This window comes from Tsukamurella serpentis (genome assembly GCF_054780975.1).
The window spans coordinates 165120-185374 of record NZ_BAAGVH010000009.1 but is presented as its reverse complement, the minus strand read 5'-3'; the positions used below and the strand labels follow the sequence as shown (position 1 = coordinate 185374).

The 20255-nt window shown below is 68.4% G+C and carries 21 protein-coding genes; 6 read left to right on the top strand and 15 right to left on the bottom strand.

The genetic code is table 11. The features are described from left to right. Positions 1-304 precede the first annotated feature (304 nt). Genes smc through ACYVHG_RS15725 form a run of 6 tightly spaced genes read right to left on the bottom strand, consistent with a single transcriptional unit; the run spans position 305 to position 7069 of the window. A complete protein-coding gene (gene smc / locus ACYVHG_RS15750) occupies positions 305-3889 on the bottom strand; it encodes a chromosome segregation protein SMC (RefSeq protein ID WP_461168417.1) in 3585 nt (1194 codons plus the stop codon). 26 nt (positions 3890-3915) lie between these two features. Beyond that, positions 3916-4365: a DUF350 domain-containing protein gene (locus tag ACYVHG_RS15745; protein WP_461168416.1), complete on the bottom strand. Its 450-nt coding sequence runs from the start codon at positions 4363-4365 to the stop codon at positions 3916-3918. Continuing rightward, positions 4362-5567, bottom strand: a complete 1206-nt coding sequence (locus tag ACYVHG_RS15740) for a glutathionylspermidine synthase family protein (protein WP_461168415.1) — start codon at positions 5565-5567, stop codon at positions 4362-4364. The genes ACYVHG_RS15745 and ACYVHG_RS15740 overlap by 4 nt, the downstream gene beginning before the upstream one ends. Next, positions 5567-6343, bottom strand: coding sequence for a hypothetical protein (locus tag ACYVHG_RS15735; protein ID WP_461168414.1), 777 nt, complete (start codon positions 6341-6343; stop codon positions 5567-5569). Before ACYVHG_RS15735 ends, ACYVHG_RS15740 begins: the two co-directional genes overlap by 1 nt. Before the next feature lie 3 nt (positions 6344-6346). Next, positions 6347-6628, bottom strand: a complete 282-nt coding sequence (locus ACYVHG_RS15730; RefSeq protein ID WP_461168413.1) for an acylphosphatase — start codon at positions 6626-6628, stop codon at positions 6347-6349. A 3-nt stretch (positions 6629-6631) separates the two neighbouring features. Then, complete coding sequence (locus tag ACYVHG_RS15725) at positions 6632-7069, bottom strand: OsmC family protein (RefSeq protein WP_461168412.1); 438 nt, start codon at positions 7067-7069, stop codon at positions 6632-6634. Positions 7070-7111: 42 nt separating this feature from the next. Here ACYVHG_RS15725 and arr point away from each other — a divergent pair, with 42 nt between their 5' ends. Beyond that, on the top strand, positions 7112-7534 hold the full coding sequence (arr, locus tag ACYVHG_RS15720; RefSeq protein ID WP_461168411.1) for an NAD(+)--rifampin ADP-ribosyltransferase: 423 nt from the start codon (positions 7112-7114) through the stop codon (positions 7532-7534). A 33-nt stretch (positions 7535-7567) separates the two neighbouring features. Here arr and mutM read toward each other — a convergent pair whose 3' ends face one another. The 7 genes from mutM to ACYVHG_RS15685 all read right to left on the bottom strand — a co-directional run bounded on the left by mutM (position 7568) and on the right by ACYVHG_RS15685 (position 13294). Further along, positions 7568-8440, bottom strand: a complete 873-nt coding sequence (mutM, locus tag ACYVHG_RS15715) for a bifunctional DNA-formamidopyrimidine glycosylase/DNA-(apurinic or apyrimidinic site) lyase (protein ID WP_461168410.1) — start codon at positions 8438-8440, stop codon at positions 7568-7570. Further along, the gene (gene rnc, locus ACYVHG_RS15710) at positions 8440-9201 is read right to left on the bottom strand and encodes a ribonuclease III (RefSeq protein WP_461168409.1); all 762 of its coding nucleotides are present in this window, start codon (positions 9199-9201) and stop codon (positions 8440-8442) included. The genes mutM and rnc overlap by 1 nt, the downstream gene beginning before the upstream one ends. Beyond that, complete coding sequence (locus ACYVHG_RS15705) at positions 9198-9779, bottom strand: YceD family protein (protein ID WP_461168408.1); 582 nt, start codon at positions 9777-9779, stop codon at positions 9198-9200. Before ACYVHG_RS15705 ends, rnc begins: the two co-directional genes overlap by 4 nt. A gap of 70 nt (positions 9780-9849) precedes the next feature. After that, positions 9850-10641 carry a DivIVA domain-containing protein gene (locus ACYVHG_RS15700; protein ID WP_461168407.1) on the bottom strand — a complete coding sequence of 264 codons (792 nt, stop codon included), beginning with the start codon at positions 10639-10641 and terminating at the stop codon, positions 9850-9852. A gap of 183 nt (positions 10642-10824) precedes the next feature. Beyond that, a complete protein-coding gene (coaD, locus tag ACYVHG_RS15695) occupies positions 10825-11301 on the bottom strand; it encodes a pantetheine-phosphate adenylyltransferase (RefSeq protein WP_461168406.1) in 477 nt (158 codons plus the stop codon). Then, positions 11298-11858, bottom strand: a complete 561-nt coding sequence (rsmD, locus tag ACYVHG_RS15690; RefSeq protein WP_461168405.1) for a 16S rRNA (guanine(966)-N(2))-methyltransferase RsmD — start codon at positions 11856-11858, stop codon at positions 11298-11300. The genes coaD and rsmD overlap by 4 nt, the downstream gene beginning before the upstream one ends. A gap of 26 nt (positions 11859-11884) precedes the next feature. Continuing rightward, on the bottom strand, positions 11885-13294 hold the full coding sequence (locus ACYVHG_RS15685; protein ID WP_461168404.1) for an MFS transporter: 1410 nt from the start codon (positions 13292-13294) through the stop codon (positions 11885-11887). A 215-nt stretch (positions 13295-13509) separates the two neighbouring features. On the opposite strand from ACYVHG_RS15685, the gene ACYVHG_RS15680 reads away from it, so the two are divergent. Next, positions 13510-15111, top strand: coding sequence for an alkaline phosphatase D family protein (locus tag ACYVHG_RS15680; RefSeq protein WP_461168403.1), 1602 nt, complete (start codon positions 13510-13512; stop codon positions 15109-15111). Between the two features lie 33 nt (positions 15112-15144). On the opposite strand, the gene ACYVHG_RS15675 is transcribed toward ACYVHG_RS15680, so the two are convergent. Next, a complete protein-coding gene (locus tag ACYVHG_RS15675) occupies positions 15145-15525 on the bottom strand; it encodes a VOC family protein (RefSeq protein WP_461168402.1) in 381 nt (126 codons plus the stop codon). A gap of 40 nt (positions 15526-15565) precedes the next feature. On the opposite strand from ACYVHG_RS15675, the gene ACYVHG_RS15670 reads away from it, so the two are divergent. The 4 genes from ACYVHG_RS15670 to ACYVHG_RS15655 all read left to right on the top strand — a co-directional run bounded on the left by ACYVHG_RS15670 (position 15566) and on the right by ACYVHG_RS15655 (position 18804). Continuing rightward, positions 15566-16441 (top strand): PfkB family carbohydrate kinase, encoded by an 876-nt coding sequence (locus ACYVHG_RS15670; RefSeq protein WP_461168401.1) that lies wholly within the window; start codon positions 15566-15568, stop codon positions 16439-16441. 104 nt (positions 16442-16545) lie between these two features. Next, positions 16546-17076 carry a diaminobutyrate acetyltransferase gene (ectA, locus tag ACYVHG_RS15665; protein WP_461168400.1) on the top strand — a complete coding sequence of 177 codons (531 nt, stop codon included), beginning with the start codon at positions 16546-16548 and terminating at the stop codon, positions 17074-17076. Between the two features lie 34 nt (positions 17077-17110). Then, positions 17111-18418 carry a diaminobutyrate--2-oxoglutarate transaminase gene (gene ectB, locus ACYVHG_RS15660; protein WP_461168399.1) on the top strand — a complete coding sequence of 436 codons (1308 nt, stop codon included), beginning with the start codon at positions 17111-17113 and terminating at the stop codon, positions 18416-18418. Then, the gene (locus ACYVHG_RS15655; RefSeq protein WP_461168398.1) at positions 18415-18804 is read left to right on the top strand and encodes an ectoine synthase; all 390 of its coding nucleotides are present in this window, start codon (positions 18415-18417) and stop codon (positions 18802-18804) included. The genes ectB and ACYVHG_RS15655 overlap by 4 nt, the downstream gene beginning before the upstream one ends. A 60-nt stretch (positions 18805-18864) precedes the next feature. Here the strand turns inward: ACYVHG_RS15655 and ACYVHG_RS15650 are convergent, their stop codons facing one another. After that, on the bottom strand, positions 18865-20241 hold the full coding sequence (locus ACYVHG_RS15650; RefSeq protein WP_461168397.1) for an MFS transporter: 1377 nt from the start codon (positions 20239-20241) through the stop codon (positions 18865-18867). Positions 20242-20255 lie beyond the last annotated feature (14 nt).

Below are 20255 nucleotides of genomic sequence, written 5' to 3'. Positions count from 1 at the left end.
TGGACTCCTCTCCTGTAGCAACGACGCTACAGATCAGGTGTCCGGAGAACCGGGGCAAGCTCCAACCAGATCTCGCGGGCGTCGGGCCAAGCGTCTCTCACCAACCCTGTAATCAGATCCACAACGAGCCGATTGATCTCGCGTTCCTTCACCGGACCAGAGTCGAAACCGAATGCTCGATCCAGGTCTCGGTCGAGAACCACCCGTGTATCCACGACCACCTCCGCCTGTTCAGCCACAGCGACCTCACATGTCCGGTTTGCCACTCAGGTCGCGGATTCATGGTGCCTGAGCAAGCCAGCCCTCACACCGGCAGCGCACCCAGCTCCTGCCCACGAATCCGCTGGGAGATGACCTGTGTGATGCCGTCTCCGCGCATCGATACACCGTAGAGCGCGTCGGCGACTTCCATCGTCGGCTTCTGGTGCGTGATCACGATCAGCTGGGACTTGTCGCGCAGCTGCTCGAACAGGGAGATCAGGCGGCGCAGGTTGGTGTCATCCAGCGCTGCCTCGACCTCGTCCATCACGTAGAAGGGTGAGGGGCGGGCGCGGAAGATGGCGACCAGCATCGCCACGGCGGTGAGGGACTTCTCGCCACCGGAGAGCAGCGAGAGCCGCTTGACCTTCTTGCCCGGCGGCCGGGCCTCGACGTCGATGCCCGTGGTCAGCATGTCCCCCGGCTCGGTGAGGATCAGCTTGCCCTCGCCACCCGGGAACAGCGTCTTGAACACCTCGACGAACTCGCGCTCCACATCCACCCACGCCTCGGTGAACACCTGCAGGATCTTGGCGTCCACCTCCTCGACCACGCTCAGCAGATCCTCGCGCGCCGATTTCACGTCCTCCAGCTGCGTGGAGAGGAAGTTGTAGCGCTCCTCCAGCGCCGCGAACTCCTCCAGCGCCAGCGGATTCACCCGCCCCAACGTCGCCAGGTCCTTCTCGGCGAGCTTCAAACGCCGCTCCTGCGTCGCCCGGTCGAACGGGAGCCCCTGCGGCTTCACCACGGTCTCGCCACGCTCGCGAGCCTGCTCGTACTCCTCCAACTCCAGCGCGGACGCCGGCAACAACACATCCGGCCCGTACTCGGCCACCAGATCGTCCGGCGCCATACCGAACGATTCCAGCACCTGCTCCTCGAGCTGCTCGATCCGCAACGCCGCCTGCGCCCGTGCCACCTCGTCGCGGTGCACCGCATCGGTCAGTTGCGCCAGCCGTGCGGTCAAACCTGTGGCCTGCTGCCGCGCCACGTCCAGCGCGCCGGCTCGCTGCGCCCTCGAAGCCTCCAGCGAATCCCGGTGCGCAGCCGCACGCTCCACCGCTCGACCCAGCCGCGAAGTCACCAGCGCGGCACCCTCCGCCACGGACGCCGCCACCGCCGCCGCCGCCAAGCGCGCAGCCGCAGCCTTCTCCGCCCGCTCGCGCGCCGAACGCTCGGCGGCGGCGGCCCGTCGAAGCCCCTCGGCCTTGCCGCGCACACCGGCGGCGCGCTCCTCGGCGGTCCGCCGAGCGAGCCGGGCCTCCATCTCCACGCCGCGCGCCGCAGCCAGGGCGGCGGCAGCCGCGTCCCGCTCGTCCGTCCCCACCGACACCGAATCCTCGGGCAGTTCCTCCGCCAGCCGCAGACGCTCCTCGTGCTCGACCAGCGCGGCCCGGGTCTCGTCCCGCGACTCCTCGATCCGCTCCCGCTGCGCCACCAACCGCTCGGCCTCGTCCCGCGCACTTCTCGCGGCCTGCCCCAGCCGGGCCAACTGCTCGTAGATCGCACCGAGCTGTGCGTCCGACTCGTGCAGCGCCGCCAGCGCCGCCTCGGTCACCTCACGCCGCGCCGCCAGGTCCTCGTTGGCGCCGGCCAGCGCCGCCGACAGCGACTCCACCGACCGCCGGGTCTCCCCCAGCGACGCCTGAGCCGCGTCGATCGACTTCTGCACCTCCAGCGTCGACTGCCGCGCCGCCGAACCTCCGGTCAGTACGCCGTGCGAGATCACGTCACCGTCTGCGGTCACCGCTCGCAGCTCGGGGCGCGCAGCGACCACCGCCACGGCCTCCGGCACGGAGCCGACCAACACGCACCCCGCGAGCGCCGACGACACCACACCGTCGAGCTCCGACGGTGCGCCGACGCACTCCGCCGCCCACACCGCGCCGTCCGGCAGCGCGCCGCGAGCCGGCGACGCAGCAGCCAGGTCCTCCACGACCAGGGCCGCCCGTCCTCCATCGGCCGCGCGCAACCGGGCCAGCGCGTCCGAGGCCACCGACACCGACGGTGCCGCCACCGCTTCAGCGATCGGCCCCAGTGCCGCGGCCACGGCCTTCTCGTACCCGGCCCGGATGTCCAGCCGCTCGGCAACGGCGGCGGAGATCCCGTCGACGTGCTCGACCACCCACGCTGCGCCGTCCCCGCGATCGAGGTTCATCGACAGCGCCTCGATCCGCGCCACCAGCGAGGCGACCTTCTGCTCGGCCTCCCGCTCGGCGGCGCGCAGTTCCTCGACCCGCGCGGCGGCCGAGGTCATCGCGGCGACGCTTCGTTCGTGGTGCTCATCCAGCGAGGCCTCGGAGGCGTCGAGCTCGGCGATCTGCCCCTGGACCTGCTCGAACTCAGCTTCGGCGGCTTCGGCCCGCTCGGTCGCCTCGGCGATCGCGGCGGTGAGCCGCCCGGACTCCGCCTCCACGGACTCGGCGCGGGTGCGCAACGTCTCGACCTGCCCGGCCAGCCGCGCGAGCCCTTCCCGACGGTCCGCGATGGCGGCCACCGCAGCCATGTGCGCCTTCTCCGCGTCCCGGGCGGACTCCTCCCGCGATGCGAGTTCCTCGGTGGCGCCCTCGAGGATCATGGCCGCCTCCTCCAGGGCCTCCATGAGCTCGGCCTCCTCCTCGGCGACCCGGTCGGCCTCGGCGTCCAACTCATCCGGATCTCGGCCGGGAGCGTGCTGCACCGGCTCCGACAGCAGGCAGGCGCGTTCGGAGGCGATGCGCCCGGTCGAGGACACCCGTTCGGCGAGCGCGGACAGCGAGAACCAGCCCTCACCGGCTGCCTTCACCGCCGGGTCGAGCGCGGCGACCGCCTCCGAGTGCGACGCGACCAGCGCGTTCGCCTCGTCCAGCTGCTCGGCCACCTCGTTCTGCTCGGCCCGCACCGCGGCCTCGTTACCGCTCTGATCGGCGAGTTCGGCGCGGCGCCGCACCAGATCGTCCGCGGCCAGCCGCAGCCGAGCGTCACGCAGGTCGGCCTGGATGGTCTGGGCCCGGCGGGCCACCTCGGCCTGCCGCCCCAGCGGTTTGAGCTGGCGGCGCAGCTCCGTCGTCAGGTCCGTCAGCCGAGCCAGGTTGGCCTGCATCGAGTCGAGTTTGCGGACCGCCTTCTCCTTGCGGCGGCGGTGCTTGAGCACGCCGGCCGCCTCCTCGATGAAGGCGCGCCGCTCCTCCGGCCGCGACTCCAGGATCGCCGCCAGCTGGCCCTGTCCGACGATGACGTGCATCTCCCGGCCGATGCCACTGTCGGAGAGCAGTTCCTGCACGTCCATCAGACGGCACTTGGTGCCGTTGATCTCGTACTCGCCGGCGCCGTCGCGGAACATCCGCCGCGTGATGGAGACCTCGGAGTACTCGATCGGCAGGGCACCGTCGGAGTTGTCGATGGTGAGCGTGACCTCGGCCCGGCCCAGCGGCGCACGGCCGGAGGTGCCGGCGAAGATGACGTCCTCCATCTTGCCGCCGCGCAGCCCCTTGGCGCCCTGCTCACCCATCACCCAGCGCAGCGCGTCGAGGATGTTCGACTTACCGGAGCCGTTCGGTCCGACGACGCAGGTGATACCCGGTTCCAGGCGCAGCGTGGTCGCCGAAGCGAAGGACTTGAAGCCCTTCAGAGTCAGCGACTTGAGATACACGAAACGCCAGTTTAGGCGGTTGCCGGCTACAGGACCGCCATCGCCACGATCAGACCGAGCGCGACGTGTGAGGCGGCGATCACCCGGGCCTGCGGCAGGAAGACCTCGGAGTACATGAGTTCCTCCATGTCGACCCCGGTCACCAGGTCCAACACGCGCACGGAGACGATCTGGGCGATGATCCCGACCAAGCCGTAGACCACCGCGAAGGTGACACCCTCCACCAGGCGTCCGCCCGCGGCGTAGATCGCGACCACGATGATCAGCGCCATCGAGATCATCCCGGCACCGGTGATGTAGGTGGCGTTGGGCTTGCCAGCCTTCACCAGATCACGCAGTTTGCCGGGGGTGGAGAGGTCCACCGCGTAGAAGCCGGCCACCATCAGAGCCAGGCCCACCAGGGCGTACAGGCAGATCGCGCCGACGCCCTTTCCCAGGGTCGATACGTCAGCGGCGGCGAGAAGAGTCGTGGTCACTGTGCTGTGCTCCCTTTCGGAGTGATGCGATGCGGAATGAAGGCGGCACCGTCGTCGGTGATCAGGCCGGAGGTCTCACGGATGCCGATGCCGGCGGGTTCGTCACCGACGATCCAGGCGCCGATCACCGGGCGGTATCCGTCGAATTCGGGGAGCGGATCGAAGAGCTGGTAGACGTACCCCTCGGCGCCGTAGACGCCGCCGGTCGCGGTCTCCCGGCCCCCGTCGACGATGGTCAGATTGGCGCCCTCGCGCCCGAGCTTGGGCTTCTTGACGTACTCGGTGAGGAAGCCGGGGCTGTCGATGTACGCGGGCAGCAGGTTCGGATGGTCCGGGAACATCTCCCACAACACCGCGAGGATCGCCTTGTTGGAGAGGATGGTCTTCCACAGCGGTTCCATCCAGGTGGTCTGCGGGATCGATCCGACCACCCGCTGACCGAAGTCGTCTTCGAGCACCCACTCCCACGGGTACAACTTGAACACCGCGTTGATCGGTGCGTCCTCGAGGTCGACGAAGGTGCTCAGGTCGTGGTCCCAGCCGATGTCCTCGATCGGCAGCCCGACGGTGTCGAAACCGGCCTCGGCGGCGGTCTCCTGCAGGTAGCCCGTGGTCACGTGGTCCTCACCGGTGGTCTCAGCGCCGGACCAGGTGAAGTACAGCTCCGACGGTGGGACCACCTCACGCACCTGCGACCAGCGCTCCACCAGCGATTCGTGCAGTGAATTCCACTGGTCGTAGCCGCCCTCGTCCCACGGGCGGGTGTCCGGCGCGGTGTCCTGGAACCAGTACCACTGCACCACCGCCGCTTCCAGCAGCGAGGTGGGGGTATCGGCGTTGTACTCCAGCAGTTTCGCCGGGCGGCGGCCGTCGTAGCGCAGGTCGAACCGGCCGTACACGTGCGGGTCCTGCCGCTTCCACGACTCCTCGATCGGTCCGCGGGCCCACTCGGGGATCCCGAAATCGGCGTACCGCTCGGTGAGGATCACGTTCTCCACGGCCTGCAGGCACATCGAGTGCAGCAGCCCCGCCTGCGCTTCGAGGGCGAGCACCTCGTCCATGTCGAACTCGTAGAACACCGACTCGTCCCAGTACTCGCGGCTGCCGCCGGCACCGTCGCGCGCCGGCGTGCCGAACACCAGGCCCTGCGATTCGACGGTGCGCCGCCATCCCTCGCGGGGTGTTCCCCGCATCCGCCGCATTACGACCCGCTCGATGTGCCGGAGCCGCCGCTCGAACCGCCCTTGTTGGACGTTCCGAGACCGCCGCGGTCGATGTTCTTGCCACTGCTCCCGGGCTTCGCCGCGGGCGGCGCGGGTTTGCTGCCCGCGTTCGACTGACCGCCGCTGTTGAACGACGTGGTCTTGCCCGGGTCCACCGCGGCCCCCGACGAGGTGCGGAAGCTAGTGCCGGTGGGTCGGTCGTAGGTGCCGCCGCTGATCCGCCCGCCGTTGACCGAACCGCCGTAGTTGTACCGGTAGCTCATGCCATTGAGCAGGATGAACCCGGTGACCGGGTTGATGGTGCCAGTGGAGCAGTAGCTGTCCGAGACCACCTGACCGTCGCCCGTGGTGCAGTGGGCGGTCTGCGAGCCGGCCCCACCGGCACCGTCGTTGTCCGGGATCGCGACGTACAACAGAGCGATCGCACCGACCACGCCGACGCCGACTCCGGCGCCGATCATCTGCTTGCGCCGGCGCGCCTTCTTCGCCGCAGCCGCAGCGGCCTCCGCCGCCTCCTTGGCCTGCTGTTCCTGCCGCGCACGCTGGGCCCGCTGCCGGGCACGAGCCTCGGCCACCGTCTCCGGCCGGGCAGTGGTGCTCTCGTCCTGCTGGCGGATCCTGCCGGGCCGGCGCGGAGGTTCGACGGTGTCCGGCAGGTTCACCTGCGGCGGGAGCCCCGGCACCGGCGGAAGATGATTCGATTCCGGCCCGGGGATCTCCCCGGCGGGCCGGTTCTCAGGGACGGGCGGCTGCATCGCTCACCTCTCCTCGAACGCGGGTAGCCCGCCGCGTGCGGGCCCGAACAGTTCCACCACCACGTCCACGTGTCCGGGTGATGCGCCCGACCACAGACGTTCGAGCAGAGTGTCGCACGCCGAGCGCGCGCCCTCCACCACGACCCGCACTCGGCCGTCGGGCTGGTTGGCGGCGTAACCGAGCAGCCCCAGCTCCAATGCCTGTGTCTTGGTCCAGTACCGGAAACCGACGCCCTGGACGCGACCGTGCACCCACGCCGTCATCCGCTCCTGCTGGTCGGTCACCGGCTACTCCGTGGTGATATCGAGGGTGACGGTGGTCCCGGCCTTCAGCGTGCGGCCCACGGTGCACACCTGGTCCACGGAACGCCGCGCCACGGTGAGCAGGCGCTCGCGGGCATCGGGCTCGAGTTCGGACATGTCCAGTTCCAGAACCTCGGACAGCTGCGGGTAGGTCTCGTTCTCCCGGTCGGCGTCGCCGCAGACGCGAACCGTCGCGTCGTAGTCGTCACCGAGGCGGCGGGCCAGCGGAAGGTCGGTGGACATCCCGGTGCACGCCGCGAGTGCGATCTTCAGCAGCTCACCGGGGGTGAAGACACCGTCGACATCGGCCGAGCCGATCAGCACCTCGGCCCCGCGGGAACTGCGGCCGGTGTAGCGGCGGACTCCGGTGCGTTCGACCCAGAGCTCGGTGGACGGTGCCTGCGCAGTCGTATCGTCGGCCATTTCCCCAATCTACTGGACGGTACGCCGCGGTATCGTGCGCGCATGAGCGCCGCAACGGAATCCGGGCCGTTCTTCCACGGGACCCGCGCCGAACTGTCCGCCGGTGATCTGCTCCGGGCCGGGTACCGCTCGAACTACCGGCCCGAGATCGTGATGAACCACGTCTACTTCACCGCCCTGCCCGACGGCGCCGGACTCGCGGCGGAGCTCGCCGTGGAGCTGGCCGACGGTGCCGGGGTGCCGCACGTCTACCGGGTGGAGCCGACCGGCACCTTCGAGGACGATCCGAACGTGACCGATAAGAAGTTCCCCGGCAATCCCACCCGCTCGTACCGCAGCACCGAACCGCTGCGGGTGATCGCGGAGGTGCACGATTGGACGCGGCTCACCCCTGAGGCGTTGCAGATGTGGCGGGAGACCATCGTGTCGAAGCCGCCTGCGGAACGCGGCGAGATCGTCAACTGAACCGCCTACGCACCGGCCCGGGGGTCGGCGGCGCTACCCCGAACGCGGCGCCGTCTGGCACTTCGGACAGAAGTGCGAACCGCGGTTCATGAACTGCTCGCGGCGCATGACTGCCCCGCACCTGCGGCACGGCAGGCCGTCGCGCCCGTAGGCGTCGAGGCTGCGCGAGAAGTACCCGGACTGCCCGTTGACGTTCACGTACAGCGCGTCGAAGCTGGTGCCGCCCTGGTCCAATGCCTGACGCATCACGTCGGTGGCATCATCGATCAATCGGCCGAGCGCGGGCTTGGTCAACGCGGATGCACGGCGACGGCCGTGCACGCCGGAGCGCCACAGTGCCTCGTCGGCGTAGATGTTGCCGACCCCGGAGATCACCGTCTGATCCAGCAGCACCCGTTTGACCTCGGTGTCCTTGGCCTTCATCCGGCGGACCACGCGGTCACGGTCGAAGGCCTCGTCCAGCGGATCGCGGGCGATGTGCGCCACCGACTCCGGGACCAGTGCACCATCGATCTGCACCAGCGGGTCCACCGCCCAGCCGCCGAAGGTCCGCTGGTCGACGAATCTGAGCACCGCACCGTCGGACAGTTCCGCCCGGATGCGCAGGTGGCGATCGCTGCCATCGGCTGCGCCGCTGTGCACGAGCATCTGCCCGCTCATCCCCAGGTGCACCACGATCGCGACGTCGGCGGGTCCACCGCGGGTCAGCGGCAGCCAGAGGAACTTGCCGCGCCGCTGCGCGGACTGCACAGTCGCCCCGGCGATCTGGCCGATCAGATCGGCGTCGCCGGCGAGGTGCCGGCGGGCGGCCCTCGGGTGCAGCACCTGCACCGCGTCGATCCGCCTTCCCACCAGGTGATCGCTGAGGCCGCGGCGAACCACCTCGACCTCGGGGAGCTCGGGCATCAGGCCGACTCGGGCTCGGTCCCGGATTCGACGGTGCCCGCTGCCCCGCCGGAATCCAGCGCCTTCCACGCGGCGGCCGCAGCGTTCTGCTCGGCCTCCTTCTTGGTACGGCCCACACCTTCACCGAGCTCGTCGTCGGCGACCACCGCGACGGCGGTGAACTCCTTGTCGTGGTCCGGCCCCGTCGAGGTGATCCGGTAGCTCGGAGCGCCCAGATCACGCTCTGCGGCCACCTCCTGCAGGGAGGTCTTCCAATCCAGGCCGGCGCCCATGGACGACGAGGTGGTCAGCAGCGGCACGAACAGCCGCAACACCACCTCGCGGGCGGTGTCGATGCCGTGCTGGATGTGCACGGCGCCGAGCAGTGCCTCGGTGCCGTCGGCGAGGATCGAGTCCTTATCGCGTCCACCGGTCAGTTCCTCACCGCGGCCCAGGTACAGGTGCGCCCCCAGGCCGCCCTCCCCCAGTCCACGCGCCACGCGAGCCAATGCGTGCATGTTCACCACGCTGGCGCGGATCTTCGCGAGTTCGCCCTCGGACTTGTCCGGATGGGTGGTGTAGAGCCACTCGGTGACCGAGATGCTCAGTACGCTGTCGCCCAGGAACTCCAGCCGCTCGTTGGTCGGCAGGCCGCCGGCCTCGTAGGCGTAGGAACGGTGCGTGAGCGCCAGCGTCAGCAGCTCGTCGTCGAGGTCGACGCCGAGAGCCTCCAGCAGCGGGGTGCGGTCCGACGCGGGAGGCACGGGCAGGCGCTTGCTCACTTGCCGTCGGCCTCACCGTCGGTGCTCGCGAACTCCGCCAGCTTCGCCCACCGCGGATCAATCTGTTCGTGCGCGTGCCCCGGCTCGAGCTCGGCGAGCTTCTCACCGCAGCCCTGGCACAGGCCGGGGCAGTCGTCGGTGCAGGTGGGGTCCAGCGGCAGTTCCATCCCGACGGCGTCGATGATCGCCTGCTCGAGGTCGATCATGTCGTCCTCGATGCGGTACATCTCGTCGTCGTCGGTGGTGCGATCGGTCTCGCTGTCCGGGTACGCGTACAACTCGGTGAGGAACAGATTCAGTGCCCCGGAGACGTCGCCCAGACAGCGTGCGCACTGCCCCGTCGTATCCGCGCTGACGGTGCCGGTCACCAGGACACCCTCGGACACCGCCTGGACCTGGAGGTCGAGATCGATCTCCTCACCGGATTCGATGCCCACCAGGTCGACGCCGATCCGCTGCGGGGCGGCGACGGTGCGGTGGACCTGCGCAGAGGTGCCCGGCCGGCGCCCGAATGCGCGGACGTCGAGGACGTACGGCTTACCGGCCGGCTGGCGTACGGCCGCACTGGTTTCGTTCACAATTGACCTCGGTATGTCTCGGATGTGTTCGGCTGGTCCAGCCAAACACCCCATTGTACGTCAGCCGAAGCTACCGTGCATCCGCCCGCGACTCGGCGAACTCCTCGAAGTACTCGTCCGAGGCGCCGTGATCGCTGTAGTCGTGCACACCGGCGGCGGTGCGCAGCTGCTGCCGCCCGCGATTCACCGACCGCATGGTCGCCCCGAGCACCTCCTCGAACTGTGAGAGCTTGGTGTCGACGTACACATCGCACTCACCGCGCAGCCGGTCCGACTCGGCGTGGGCGGCGTCGATGATCCGGTCCGATTCGCCCTTCGCGGCAGCCACGACCTCGGTCTCGGAGACCAGTCGCTCCTGCTCGGTGATGCCCTCGGACACCGAACGCTGGTAGGCGGCGTTGCCGTCGGCCACCAGACGTTCGGCCTCCGCACGCGCACGGCCGGTCACGGCCTCGTACTCCCGCTGTGCACCGCGGCGCACCCGCTCGTCCTCGGCCCGGGCCTCGGCGACGAGCCCGGTCGCGTGCTGGTGCGCCTCGGCGACCATCCGGTCGGCCTGGGCCTTGGCGTCGGCGAGCAGTCGGTCCGCCTCGGCGCGGGAACGGCTCAGCGTGGCGTCGGCCTCGGAATTGGCCTGGGAGACGGTGGTGTCGTAGTGGCCGCGGGCCTCGCTGATCAGGCGATCCTTCTGATCGAGCACGTCCTGCGCATCGTCGAGATCGGCCGGGAAGGCGTCGCGGATGTCGTCGAGGAGTTCGAGTACGTCGCCGCGGGGCACCAGGCAACCCGCGGTCATGGGAACGCTGCGCGCCTCCTCGAGGATCGCGCCCAGTTCGTCCAGCGCTTCGAAAACTCGGTACACGGCTCTACCCCTTCGCCCACGACCACCTCGTCGCGGCCGCTACCCCATTGTGAACGGTGGTGCGCCTGTTTCGATGGACCCGACCGGTCGCGTGTCGGTGCCGGCCGAGTCGATTCACGAACCGGGCTTCCACTGACCGACATCGGACAGTCCCGGTGTCACCGCGCTGAACGCCGGCTTCTGTCACCGTCCGAACTTGGCGTCGAGCGCGGCCTGCACGTTCGCGGGAATCAGCTGGGAGACATCACCGCCGAGCTTGTAGACCTCCTTCACCAGCGAACTGGAGACGTAGGAGAACTGCGGAGCCGTGGTGAGGAACGCGGTCTCCACCCCGGTCAGGTGCATGTTCATCCCGGCCATCGGCAATTCGTAGTCGAAGTCCGAGGAACTGCGAAGCCCCTTGACGATGCACTGCGCGCCGCGCTCACGGGCGTAATCCACCAGCAGCCCGGTCCACTGATCGACCGTGACACCGGGCAGGTCGGCCACGTTCTCCTCGATCAGGGCGATCCTCTCGTCGATGGAGAACACCCCCTGCTTGTTGGGGTTGACCACCACGGTGATCACCAATTCGTCGAAGATGCGGGCGGCGCGCCGGAAGACGTCCAGGTGGCCGTTGGTCATCGGGTCGAACGATCCCGGACAGCACGCCTTGCTCATGCGTTGTGATCCTGCCAGACGGCCACCTCGACCCGGGTCTCCCCGTAATCGCGGGCGAGTTCGATCTCCAGGCCGTCCGGCCACGTCGCCACCGGCGTCCGCGCTGACCGTTCGAGCACCACGTAGGCGTCGGGCGCCAGCCATCCTGCACACAGCGCCGCAAGGTCACCGTCGACGGTGTCGGTGGGCAGATCGTAGGGCGGGTCCAGGAAGACCAGGTCGAACCGCTCGGGTGTTCCCCCGAGGTAGGCGCCGACGGTGCCGCGCCGCACCGTCGCACCGGTCAGGCCGGCGGCGCGGGCGTTGTCCTTGACCACGGCGGCGGCACGGGCGTCACTGTCGACGAGCACAGCTCGGGAGGCTCCGCGGGAGAGGGCTTCGAGGGCGAGTGCACCGGAACCGGCGTAGAGGTCGAGCACCTCCAGGCCGTCGAAGTCGAGGCGCGCCACCAGCGCACTGAACACGGCCTCGCGCACCCGGTCCGAGGTAGGGCGCGTGCCGCGGGGCGGCACCGCGAGCCTGCGCCCGCGAGCCGCCCCCGCGATGATCCTGGTCATGACACCACTGTGTCATGCGGACGCGGTCACGCCTTCGTCAGTTGCGCTTCCTCGATCTTGGCGAGCTTCGTGGCCTCGGTGTCCGGTCCGGGTACCTCGGTGCCGCGGATCGAGCAGCCCTTGGTCTCCTTGAGGAAGGGCAGTGCGAGCAGGCCGATCGCGCAGGCTCCCATCATGTACCAGGCCGGGAACATCGATTGACCGGTCGATTCCACCGCCGCATCGTTGACCAGCGGAGCGGTGCCACCGAAGGCCGCGGTCGCCACGTTGTACGAGATGGCGAAGCCCGCGTAGCGGACCTGGGTGGGGAACATGGCGGGGAAGGTCGCCGAGATGGTCGACAGCTGCGGAATGTAGAGCAGGCCGAGCACCACGAAGCCGAGTATCGCCCAGCCGAACCCCTGCCCCATCAGCCAGAACATCGGCCACGCCAGCACCAACAGGCCGGTCAGCGAGACCCACCACATCGGTTTCCGGCCGGTTCGGTCGGACAGCGAACCGAACAGCGGAATGCAGGCCGCCATGATCAACTGACCGATGAGCATCAGCGTCGACGCGTCCGATTCGGTGAGCCCGATGGTCCCGTTCAGGTAGGTCGGCATGTAGGCGAGCAGGGTGTAATTGGTGACGTTGAGCGCGATCACCAGACCGAACATGATCATGATCGGGCGCTTGTAATCACGCAGCAATTGCGTGAATCGCTCCCACGCCGACCCCTGATCCTCGCTGTTCTCCTCCATCTCCTCGAATACCGGAGTGTCATCGAGCTGATTTCTCAGGTACCAACCCACAAGGCCCAGTGGAATCGCCACGAAGAACGGGATCCGCCAGCCCCAGTCGTACATCTGGTCACTGCTGAGCAACTGCTGCAGCATCAGCACGAACGCGGTTCCGCCGGCGAAGCCGCACATGGTGCCGAACTCCAGGTAGCTGCCGTAGTGGCCGCGCTGCTTGTCCGGCGAATACTCGGCCATGAACGTGGCGGCGCCGCCGTACTCGCCTCCGGTGGAGAAGCCCTGGACGACACGCAGCGCGATCAGCAGGATCGGCGCCAGGACACCGACCTGCGCGTGGGTGGGGAGCACCCCGATCAGGGCGGTGGCAGTGGCCATCAGCAGGATCGTGGTGGCCAGAACCACCTTGCGCCCGAGGCGATCTCCCAACGGTCCCCAGACGAAGCCGCCCAGCGGGCGCAGCAAGAAGGACACCGCGAAACCGAGCAGCGTTCCGAGCGTCCCGAGGGATCCGGGGAAGAACGCGTGGGTCAGGTAGACGGTGGTCGCGGCGTAGACGCCGTAATCGAACCACTCTGTGAAGTTGCCCATCGCGGAGGCCGCGATGGCCTTGTGCAGTGTCTTCTTCCGTCCCGCCTCGGTCTCCTGGAGACCGGCGGCTGAGAGCGGAGAACGTGCGGAGGATGTTGAGTTATCAGGCATGCAGATCAGCCCCTGGCGTTGGTCACCGTGCGGGCCGGACTGCCTTGTTCTAGACCGAGCGGGCCCACCGGACGTGTGATTACCGCGCGTTCGACGTTAACAGAATCGAAGTACTGGTCCAGCGCAACTGGTTCACCATGTGGACACCCGTTCTCGTCCTCGCTGGTAACCCTGTGTTCTCCGTTCCGGAATCCGATGGGGGCATTGTCAGGCAAATGCCCCTCAGTGATTCTCGAATTTCTCGCCGCTCGATCCTGCAGGCCGGCTCCGCCGGCGCACTCCTCATCCCGGCCGGCTCCCTGCTGGCGGCCTGCGGTTCCTCGTCCGACGGTGCCGCGGCATCGTCCTCGCCCGGTGTGGTGCGCAATCGCCCCACCCTGACCCACGGCATCGCATCCGGCGATCCGCGCACCGACGGCGCCCTGATCTGGGCCCGGTCCGATGCGCCGGCGAAGATGATCGTCGAGACCGCCTCGTCGGAGTCCTTCACCGACCCGCGCCGGTTCGAGGGCCCGCGTCTCGACCCGTCGTCCGACGGTGCCGGACGGTTACGGGTGACCGGTCTCGAACCGGGCCAGACGGTGCACTACCGGGTGAGTCTCGAGGGTGAGAACGGCGCGAAGTCGGAGGCGCTGTCCGGCACCTTCCGTACCGCTCCGTCAGCGGCGGGGAACATCAACTTCACCTGGTCGGGTGATGTCGTGGGCCAGGGCTGGGGCATCAACAAGGACGGCGGCATGGCGATCATGGGCACCATCGCCGATCTGCGCCCGGACTTCTTCCTGCACTCCGGAGACGCCATCTACGCCGACAATCCGGTGCCGGAGACGCAGAAGCAGAACGACGGCGCGATGTACCGCAACGTGACCGCACCGGCGAAGGATCAGGTGGCGCAGACGCTGGAGCAGTTCCGCGGCAACTACGCCTACAACCTCACCGACCAGCACTACCGGCGGTTCGCCGCGAACGTCCCGCAGTTGATCCAGTGGGACGATCACGAGATCGTCAACAACTGGTTCCCGGGCGAGTCCCTGGCCGGACAGAATCGCAAGGGCTACACCGAGACCGATGTGAACAAGCTGGCCGATTTCGGTTATCGGGCGTGGCGCGAGTGGCAGCCGGTGCAGCCCACCGAGGCCGCCGACGGCCGGCTGTACCGCAAGATCTCCTACGGTCCGTTGCTGGACGTGTTCGTGCTGGACATGCGCTCGTACAAGGATCCGAATCCGAACGCCTGGGCCACCGCCAACGACGGCGGCATCCTGGGTGAGAAGCAGACCCAGTGGCTGATCGACGGACTGAAGTCGTCGACCGCGGTGTGGAAGGTGGTGGCCAACGACCTGCCGTTGAGCATCGTGGTGCCCGATTCCTCGACGAACCCGCCCAACGGGCCGAAGTCGATGGAGGCGATCGCGCAGGGTGACGCCGGTGCCCCGCTGGGGCGGGAGATCGCGTTCTCCCGCATCCTGTCCCAGACCAAGGGGGTGCCGAACATTGTGTACCTGACCGCTGATGTGCACTACACCGCCGCGATCTCGTACCACCCCGATCGGGCTGGTTTCCAGGACTTCTCACCGTTCTGGGAGTTCGTCTCCGGCCCGCTCAACGCCGGGGCCTTCCCGCAGAGCCCGCTCGACGGGACCTTCGGCGCCCAGTACGAGTTCGTGCGCGCCCCCGACAAGCCGAACGTCTCGCCCGCCGAGGGTTTCCAGCACTTCGGACAGGTGACCATCGACGCCGGCACCCGGGCGCTGACGGTGAACCTGCGCGATGCGAAGGGCGCCGTGCTCTACACCAAGGAGCTCACGCCGGCGTAGCCACCGGACTCCCCCTCCGCGGCCGGCGGCGCGTCACGGCAGGTTCAGCTGCCAGGACACGCCGAACCGGTCGCCCACCCAGGCGAACGCGGTGGAGAAGCCGTAGTCACCGAGCCGCATGTAGGTCGGACCGTCGGCGCCGAGTTCAGCCGCCAGTCGTTCCAGCTCGGCCCGGTCGTCGCACTCGACGAACAGTGAGGTCGACGGAGTGAAGTCGAAGGCGTGATCGACCGCGCTGTCACTGACCAGTACGTGCTGGCCCTTGAGGTTCAGCTCGGCGAGCTGGATGCCCTGTGCGGGCGCCTGGTGCGGCACCGATGACAGCACCGACCCGCCGAAGGCACCGGTGTACAGATCGATCGCCTGGGCGGCGACGCCGCCCTGGAACATGAGGAAGGGCCGGATCGAGGTCATGCCGTCACCCTACGGCGGCCGGCGACCGTAGGGTGCGGGCATGACATCGGTGGTCGTGGTGGGCAGCGTGAACCTGGACGCGGTCACCGTCTGCGAGCGATTCCCGGCCCCGGGTGAGACGGTGGCCGGCCGATCGGTCTCGTTCGGCCAGGGCGGTAAGGGCGCCAATGCGGCCCGGGCCGCGGCGCGGGCCGGTGCGCGGACGGTGTTCGTCGGCGCGGTCGGTGACGATGCCGCCGCCGAGACCGTGCTGGCCCCGCTCGCCGCGGCATCGGTGGACCTGTCCCTGGTGGCCCGCACCCGTGGTAGCACCGGCTTCGCGAACGTCACGGTGGACGCATCCGGCGAGAATCACATCGTGGTGGTGCCCGGAGCGAACGACGCGGTCACCGTGGACGACGGCGCGCGCCGCGCGATCGCCGACGCCGACGTGCTGTTGCTCCAACTGGAGATTCCGCAACCGGTCGTACTCGAAGCGGCCCGGGCCGCGCGGGAGGCGGGCACCGTCGTACTGCTCAACCCGTCACCGGTGGCACCGCTACCGGACGAACTGGTGGATCTGGTGGACGCCGTGATCGTCAACCGCGCCGAGGCTCGGGCCCTCGCCGACATCCTCGGCCGGGTACCGCGAGTGGTCACCACGCTCGGCCCCGACGGTGCCCGCGCCACCGGCCCGGAGGGTGAGTGCACCAGCCCGGGTCTACCGGTGCAGGTGGTCGACACCACCGGAGCGGGCGACGCCTTCACCGGAGCACTGGCCGCGAACTGGCATCTTCCACCGTCGGAGCGCCTGCTCCGGGCGAACGCCGCGGGCGCTCTGACCGCAACCGCACCGGGTGCCTCCGCGGCACCGTCGGTGCAGCAGGTCGAGGCCTTCCTCGCCACCCGTGCAGCGCAACCCCCACACGCTTTGTGAGCCATCTCACATCGGCCCGGCTCGCTGGGGATACTCAGCGCTTCGAAGCTCCCTTTCCCGAGCTCGGGTGACTTCCGCATTCGCCGTTGTTAGCGTCGTATCCGATGAGCCCGTCTCCTAAGAGCGATCCCATTACCACCGCCGATGCGGTGGTCACCACCCGCCGACCGTCCATCGAGGACGGCGTCAGACTGTGGGAGATCGCGCGAGACACCCAGGTTCTGGACGTCAACTCGACGTACGCGTACACGCTGCTGTGCCGTGATTTCGCCGCCACCTCGATCGTCGCCGAGCGCGACGGCCGGATCGGCGGATTCGTCACCGGCTACCGCCGGCCCGACCGCCCGGACACCCTGTTCGTGTGGCAGGTCGCGGTGGACGCCGCTCACCGCGGGCACGGTATCGCCTCACGCATGCTCATCGACCTGTTGGACCGGCTCGCGCCGGACGGCGTCTCACGCCTCGAGACGACTATCACCGCATCCAACACGGCGTCCCAGGAGCTGTTCGGCTCCGTGGCGAAGAAGCGCGGCTCCACCCTCGTGGTGAGCGACCTCTTCTCGTCGCAGAACATCTCCCCCACTGATTCCGAGCCCCACGAGCCCGAGCAGCTTTACACCATCGACCCCGCCTGACGCGGGAAGCTGCCGGCCGATTAGGAGGATCACCATGTCGACCGTGACGAACGAGAACACCAGCGATCAGACCAGCACCACCGATTTCGAGCAGCCCTCGATCTTCACCACCCGCGAATCGCAGGTGCGCAGTTACTCGCGCGGATGGCCGGCGCTGTTCGACCGCGCCGAAGGGTCGTGGCTGATCGACGCCGACGGCAAGCGTTACCTCGACTTCTTCGCCGGTGCCGGTGCCCTGAACTACGGGCACAACCACCCCAAGCTCAAGGACGCCCTGGTCCAGTACATCTCCGAGGGTCACATCACCCACTCGCTGGACATGTCCACCGTGGCCAAGGGCGAGTTCCTGCAGACCTTCGAGGACAAGATCCTGCGGCCCCGCGGACTCGACTACAAGGTTCAGTTCCCCGGCCCCACCGGTACCAACACCGTGGAGGCTGCGCTGAAGCTGGCCCGCAAGGTCAAGGGCCGCGAGTCGATCATCAACTTCACCAACGCCTTCCACGGCATGACTCTGGGTGCGCTGTCGGTCACCGGTAATTCGATGAAGCGCGGCGGCGCCGGCATCCCGCTGGTGCACGCCACGCCGATGCCCTTCGACAACTACTTCGACGGGGTCGCGCCGGACTTCCAGTGGTTCGAGGCCGTGCTCGACGACTCCGGCAGTGGCCTGAACAAGCCGGCCGGTGTGATCGTCGAGACCGTGCAGGGTGAGGGCGGCGTGAACGTGGCCCGCCCCGAGTGGCTGCGCGCACTGGCCGATCTGTGCGAGCGGCACGACATGCTGCTCATCGTCGACGACGTGCAGATGGGCTGCGGCCGCACCGGCCCGTTCTTCTCGTTCGAGATCGCCGGCATCACCCCGGACATCGTCACCCTGTCGAAGTCGATCGGCGGCTACGGCCTGCCGATGGCGCTGACTCTGATGAAGCCGGAGCTGGACGTGTGGGGCCCGGGCGAGCACAACGGCACCTTCCGCGGCAACAATCCCGCGTTCGTGACCGCCAAGCACGCGATCGACGAGTTCTGGTCGGACGACGTCCTGGAGAAGGAGACCCTCCGCAAGGGTGCACGCATCGAGGAGCGCTTCGAGCAGCTGTGCGCCGAGTTCCCCGAGCAGGTGACGCACCGCGGCCGCGGCATGGTCCAGGGGCTGGTCTTCGCCGACGCGGAGAAGGCCGGTGAGGCCTGCGCCGCCGCCTACCAGCAGGGACTGCTGGCCGAGACCTCGGGCCCGTCGGACGAGGTGGTCAAGCTGCTGCCGCCGCTGACCATCAGCGACTCCGACCTCGACCTCGGCCTGGACATCCTGGCCACCGCTACCCGGAAGGTGCTCGCATGATCGTCCGTACCACTGACGAGATCACCGGTACCGAGCGGGACGTGGCTGCGGGCAATTGGCGCAGCAAGCGGATCGTCCTCGGCGGCGACCGGGTCGGCTTCTCGTTCCACGAGACCACGATCGAGCCGGGCACGGTGAACGAGTTCCACTACGCCAACCACGTCGAGGCGGTCTGGCTGGTCGAGGGCGAAGGCACCCTGCTCGACCGGGAGACCGGGGTCGAGTATCCGCTCGCGCCGGGCACGATGTACCTGCTGGACGGGCACGAGCGGCACACCGTCACCACGCGCACCCGCATGCGGATGCTGTGCGTTTTCAACCCGCCCGTCGTCGGCACCGAGGTGCACGACGAGAACGGCGTGTACCCGCTGGTGCCCGTTCCCTGACGACGCGCGTTCACCCGACGATGCCTCCGCCCGCCCGGCCATGCCGGGCGGGCGGTGCGCTCAGCGCGCCGTTCCGGCACCGTCCGGGATGAAGGCGCTGCCGCGCTCCCGGTCCAGGAAGGTCTCGGACTTATTGCGCAGCACGAACACGTACACCGCCAGCGAGATCGCGATGGTCACGGTGACGTAGACGATGAACCAGCCCACGTTTCCGGACTTCTTGGCCGCCTCGTAGATCAGCGGTGCGGTACCGCCGAACACCGAATTGGCCAGGGCGTAGCCGATCCCCACACCGAGCGCGCGGATGTGCGACGGGAACAGCTCCGCCTTCACCAGCGCGTTGATCGAGGTGTACCCCGAGATGATGATGTAGCCCACGCACACCATGGCCAGCGAGCCGAGCGCGTAATCGATCGTCGGCAGGTAGGTGATAAGGAAGTACGTGTAGAGCACTCCGCCGACACCGAAGAACACCAGCATCGGCTTGCGACCCACCTTGTCGCTGATCATGCCGCCGACCGGCTGGATGACCATCAGGAAGATCAGGCCGATCAGGTTGACCCAGGTGGCGGTGACCGCGTGCTCGGCGTACGTGGACTTCACGATCGCGGGCGCGTTCACGCTGTACACGTAGAACGCGAGAGTGCCGCCCATGGTGATCAAGAAGCACAGCACCAGTTGACGCCAGTACCCGCTCAGCAGCTCACGCATCGTGCCCGACGAGGTGTCCTCACCATCACGCACGGCCTTGAGCTGCTCCTCGGAGAGCGACTCGTCCATCGTGCGGCGCAGCCAGAAGACGACGATGGCCGCGATACCGCCGACGAAGAAGGCGATCCGCCAACCGAAGTCGGAGACCTGCGCCTTGGACAGGAAGCTGAGCAGCAGCAACAGCATGAACTGCGCCAGCACATGTCCGCCGACCAGGGTCACGTATTGGAACGAGGAGAAGAAGCCGCGGCGTTCCCGGGTCGCGGCCTCCGACATGTAGGTGGCGGAGGTGCCGTACTCGCCGCCGGTCGCGAAGCCCTGCACCAGCCGGCACAGCACCAGGATCACCGCTGCGGCGGCGCCGATGGTCTCCCGTCCGGGCACCACGGCGATGATGAACGAACAGGCCGCCATCAACGACACGCTCACCGTCAGCGCCGCGCGCCTGCCGCGACGGTCGGCGAACCGGCCGAAGTACCACGATCCCACCGGTCGCATCACGAAGGTCACCGCGAAGATCGCGTAGACGTACAGGGTCGAGTTCTTATCGGCCTTGTCGAAGAAGTGACTTTCGAAATAGGCGGCGAACACCGTGTAGATGTACACGTCGTACCACTCGACGAGGTTTCCACTGGAACCTCGCAACGTGTTCCAGACGGCGCGGCGGGTCTCCGCCCGCGACGACGCGCGCGCCCGCTTCCGCACCGCCGAACTCGATTCGGTCATGGTCACCTTCCCTG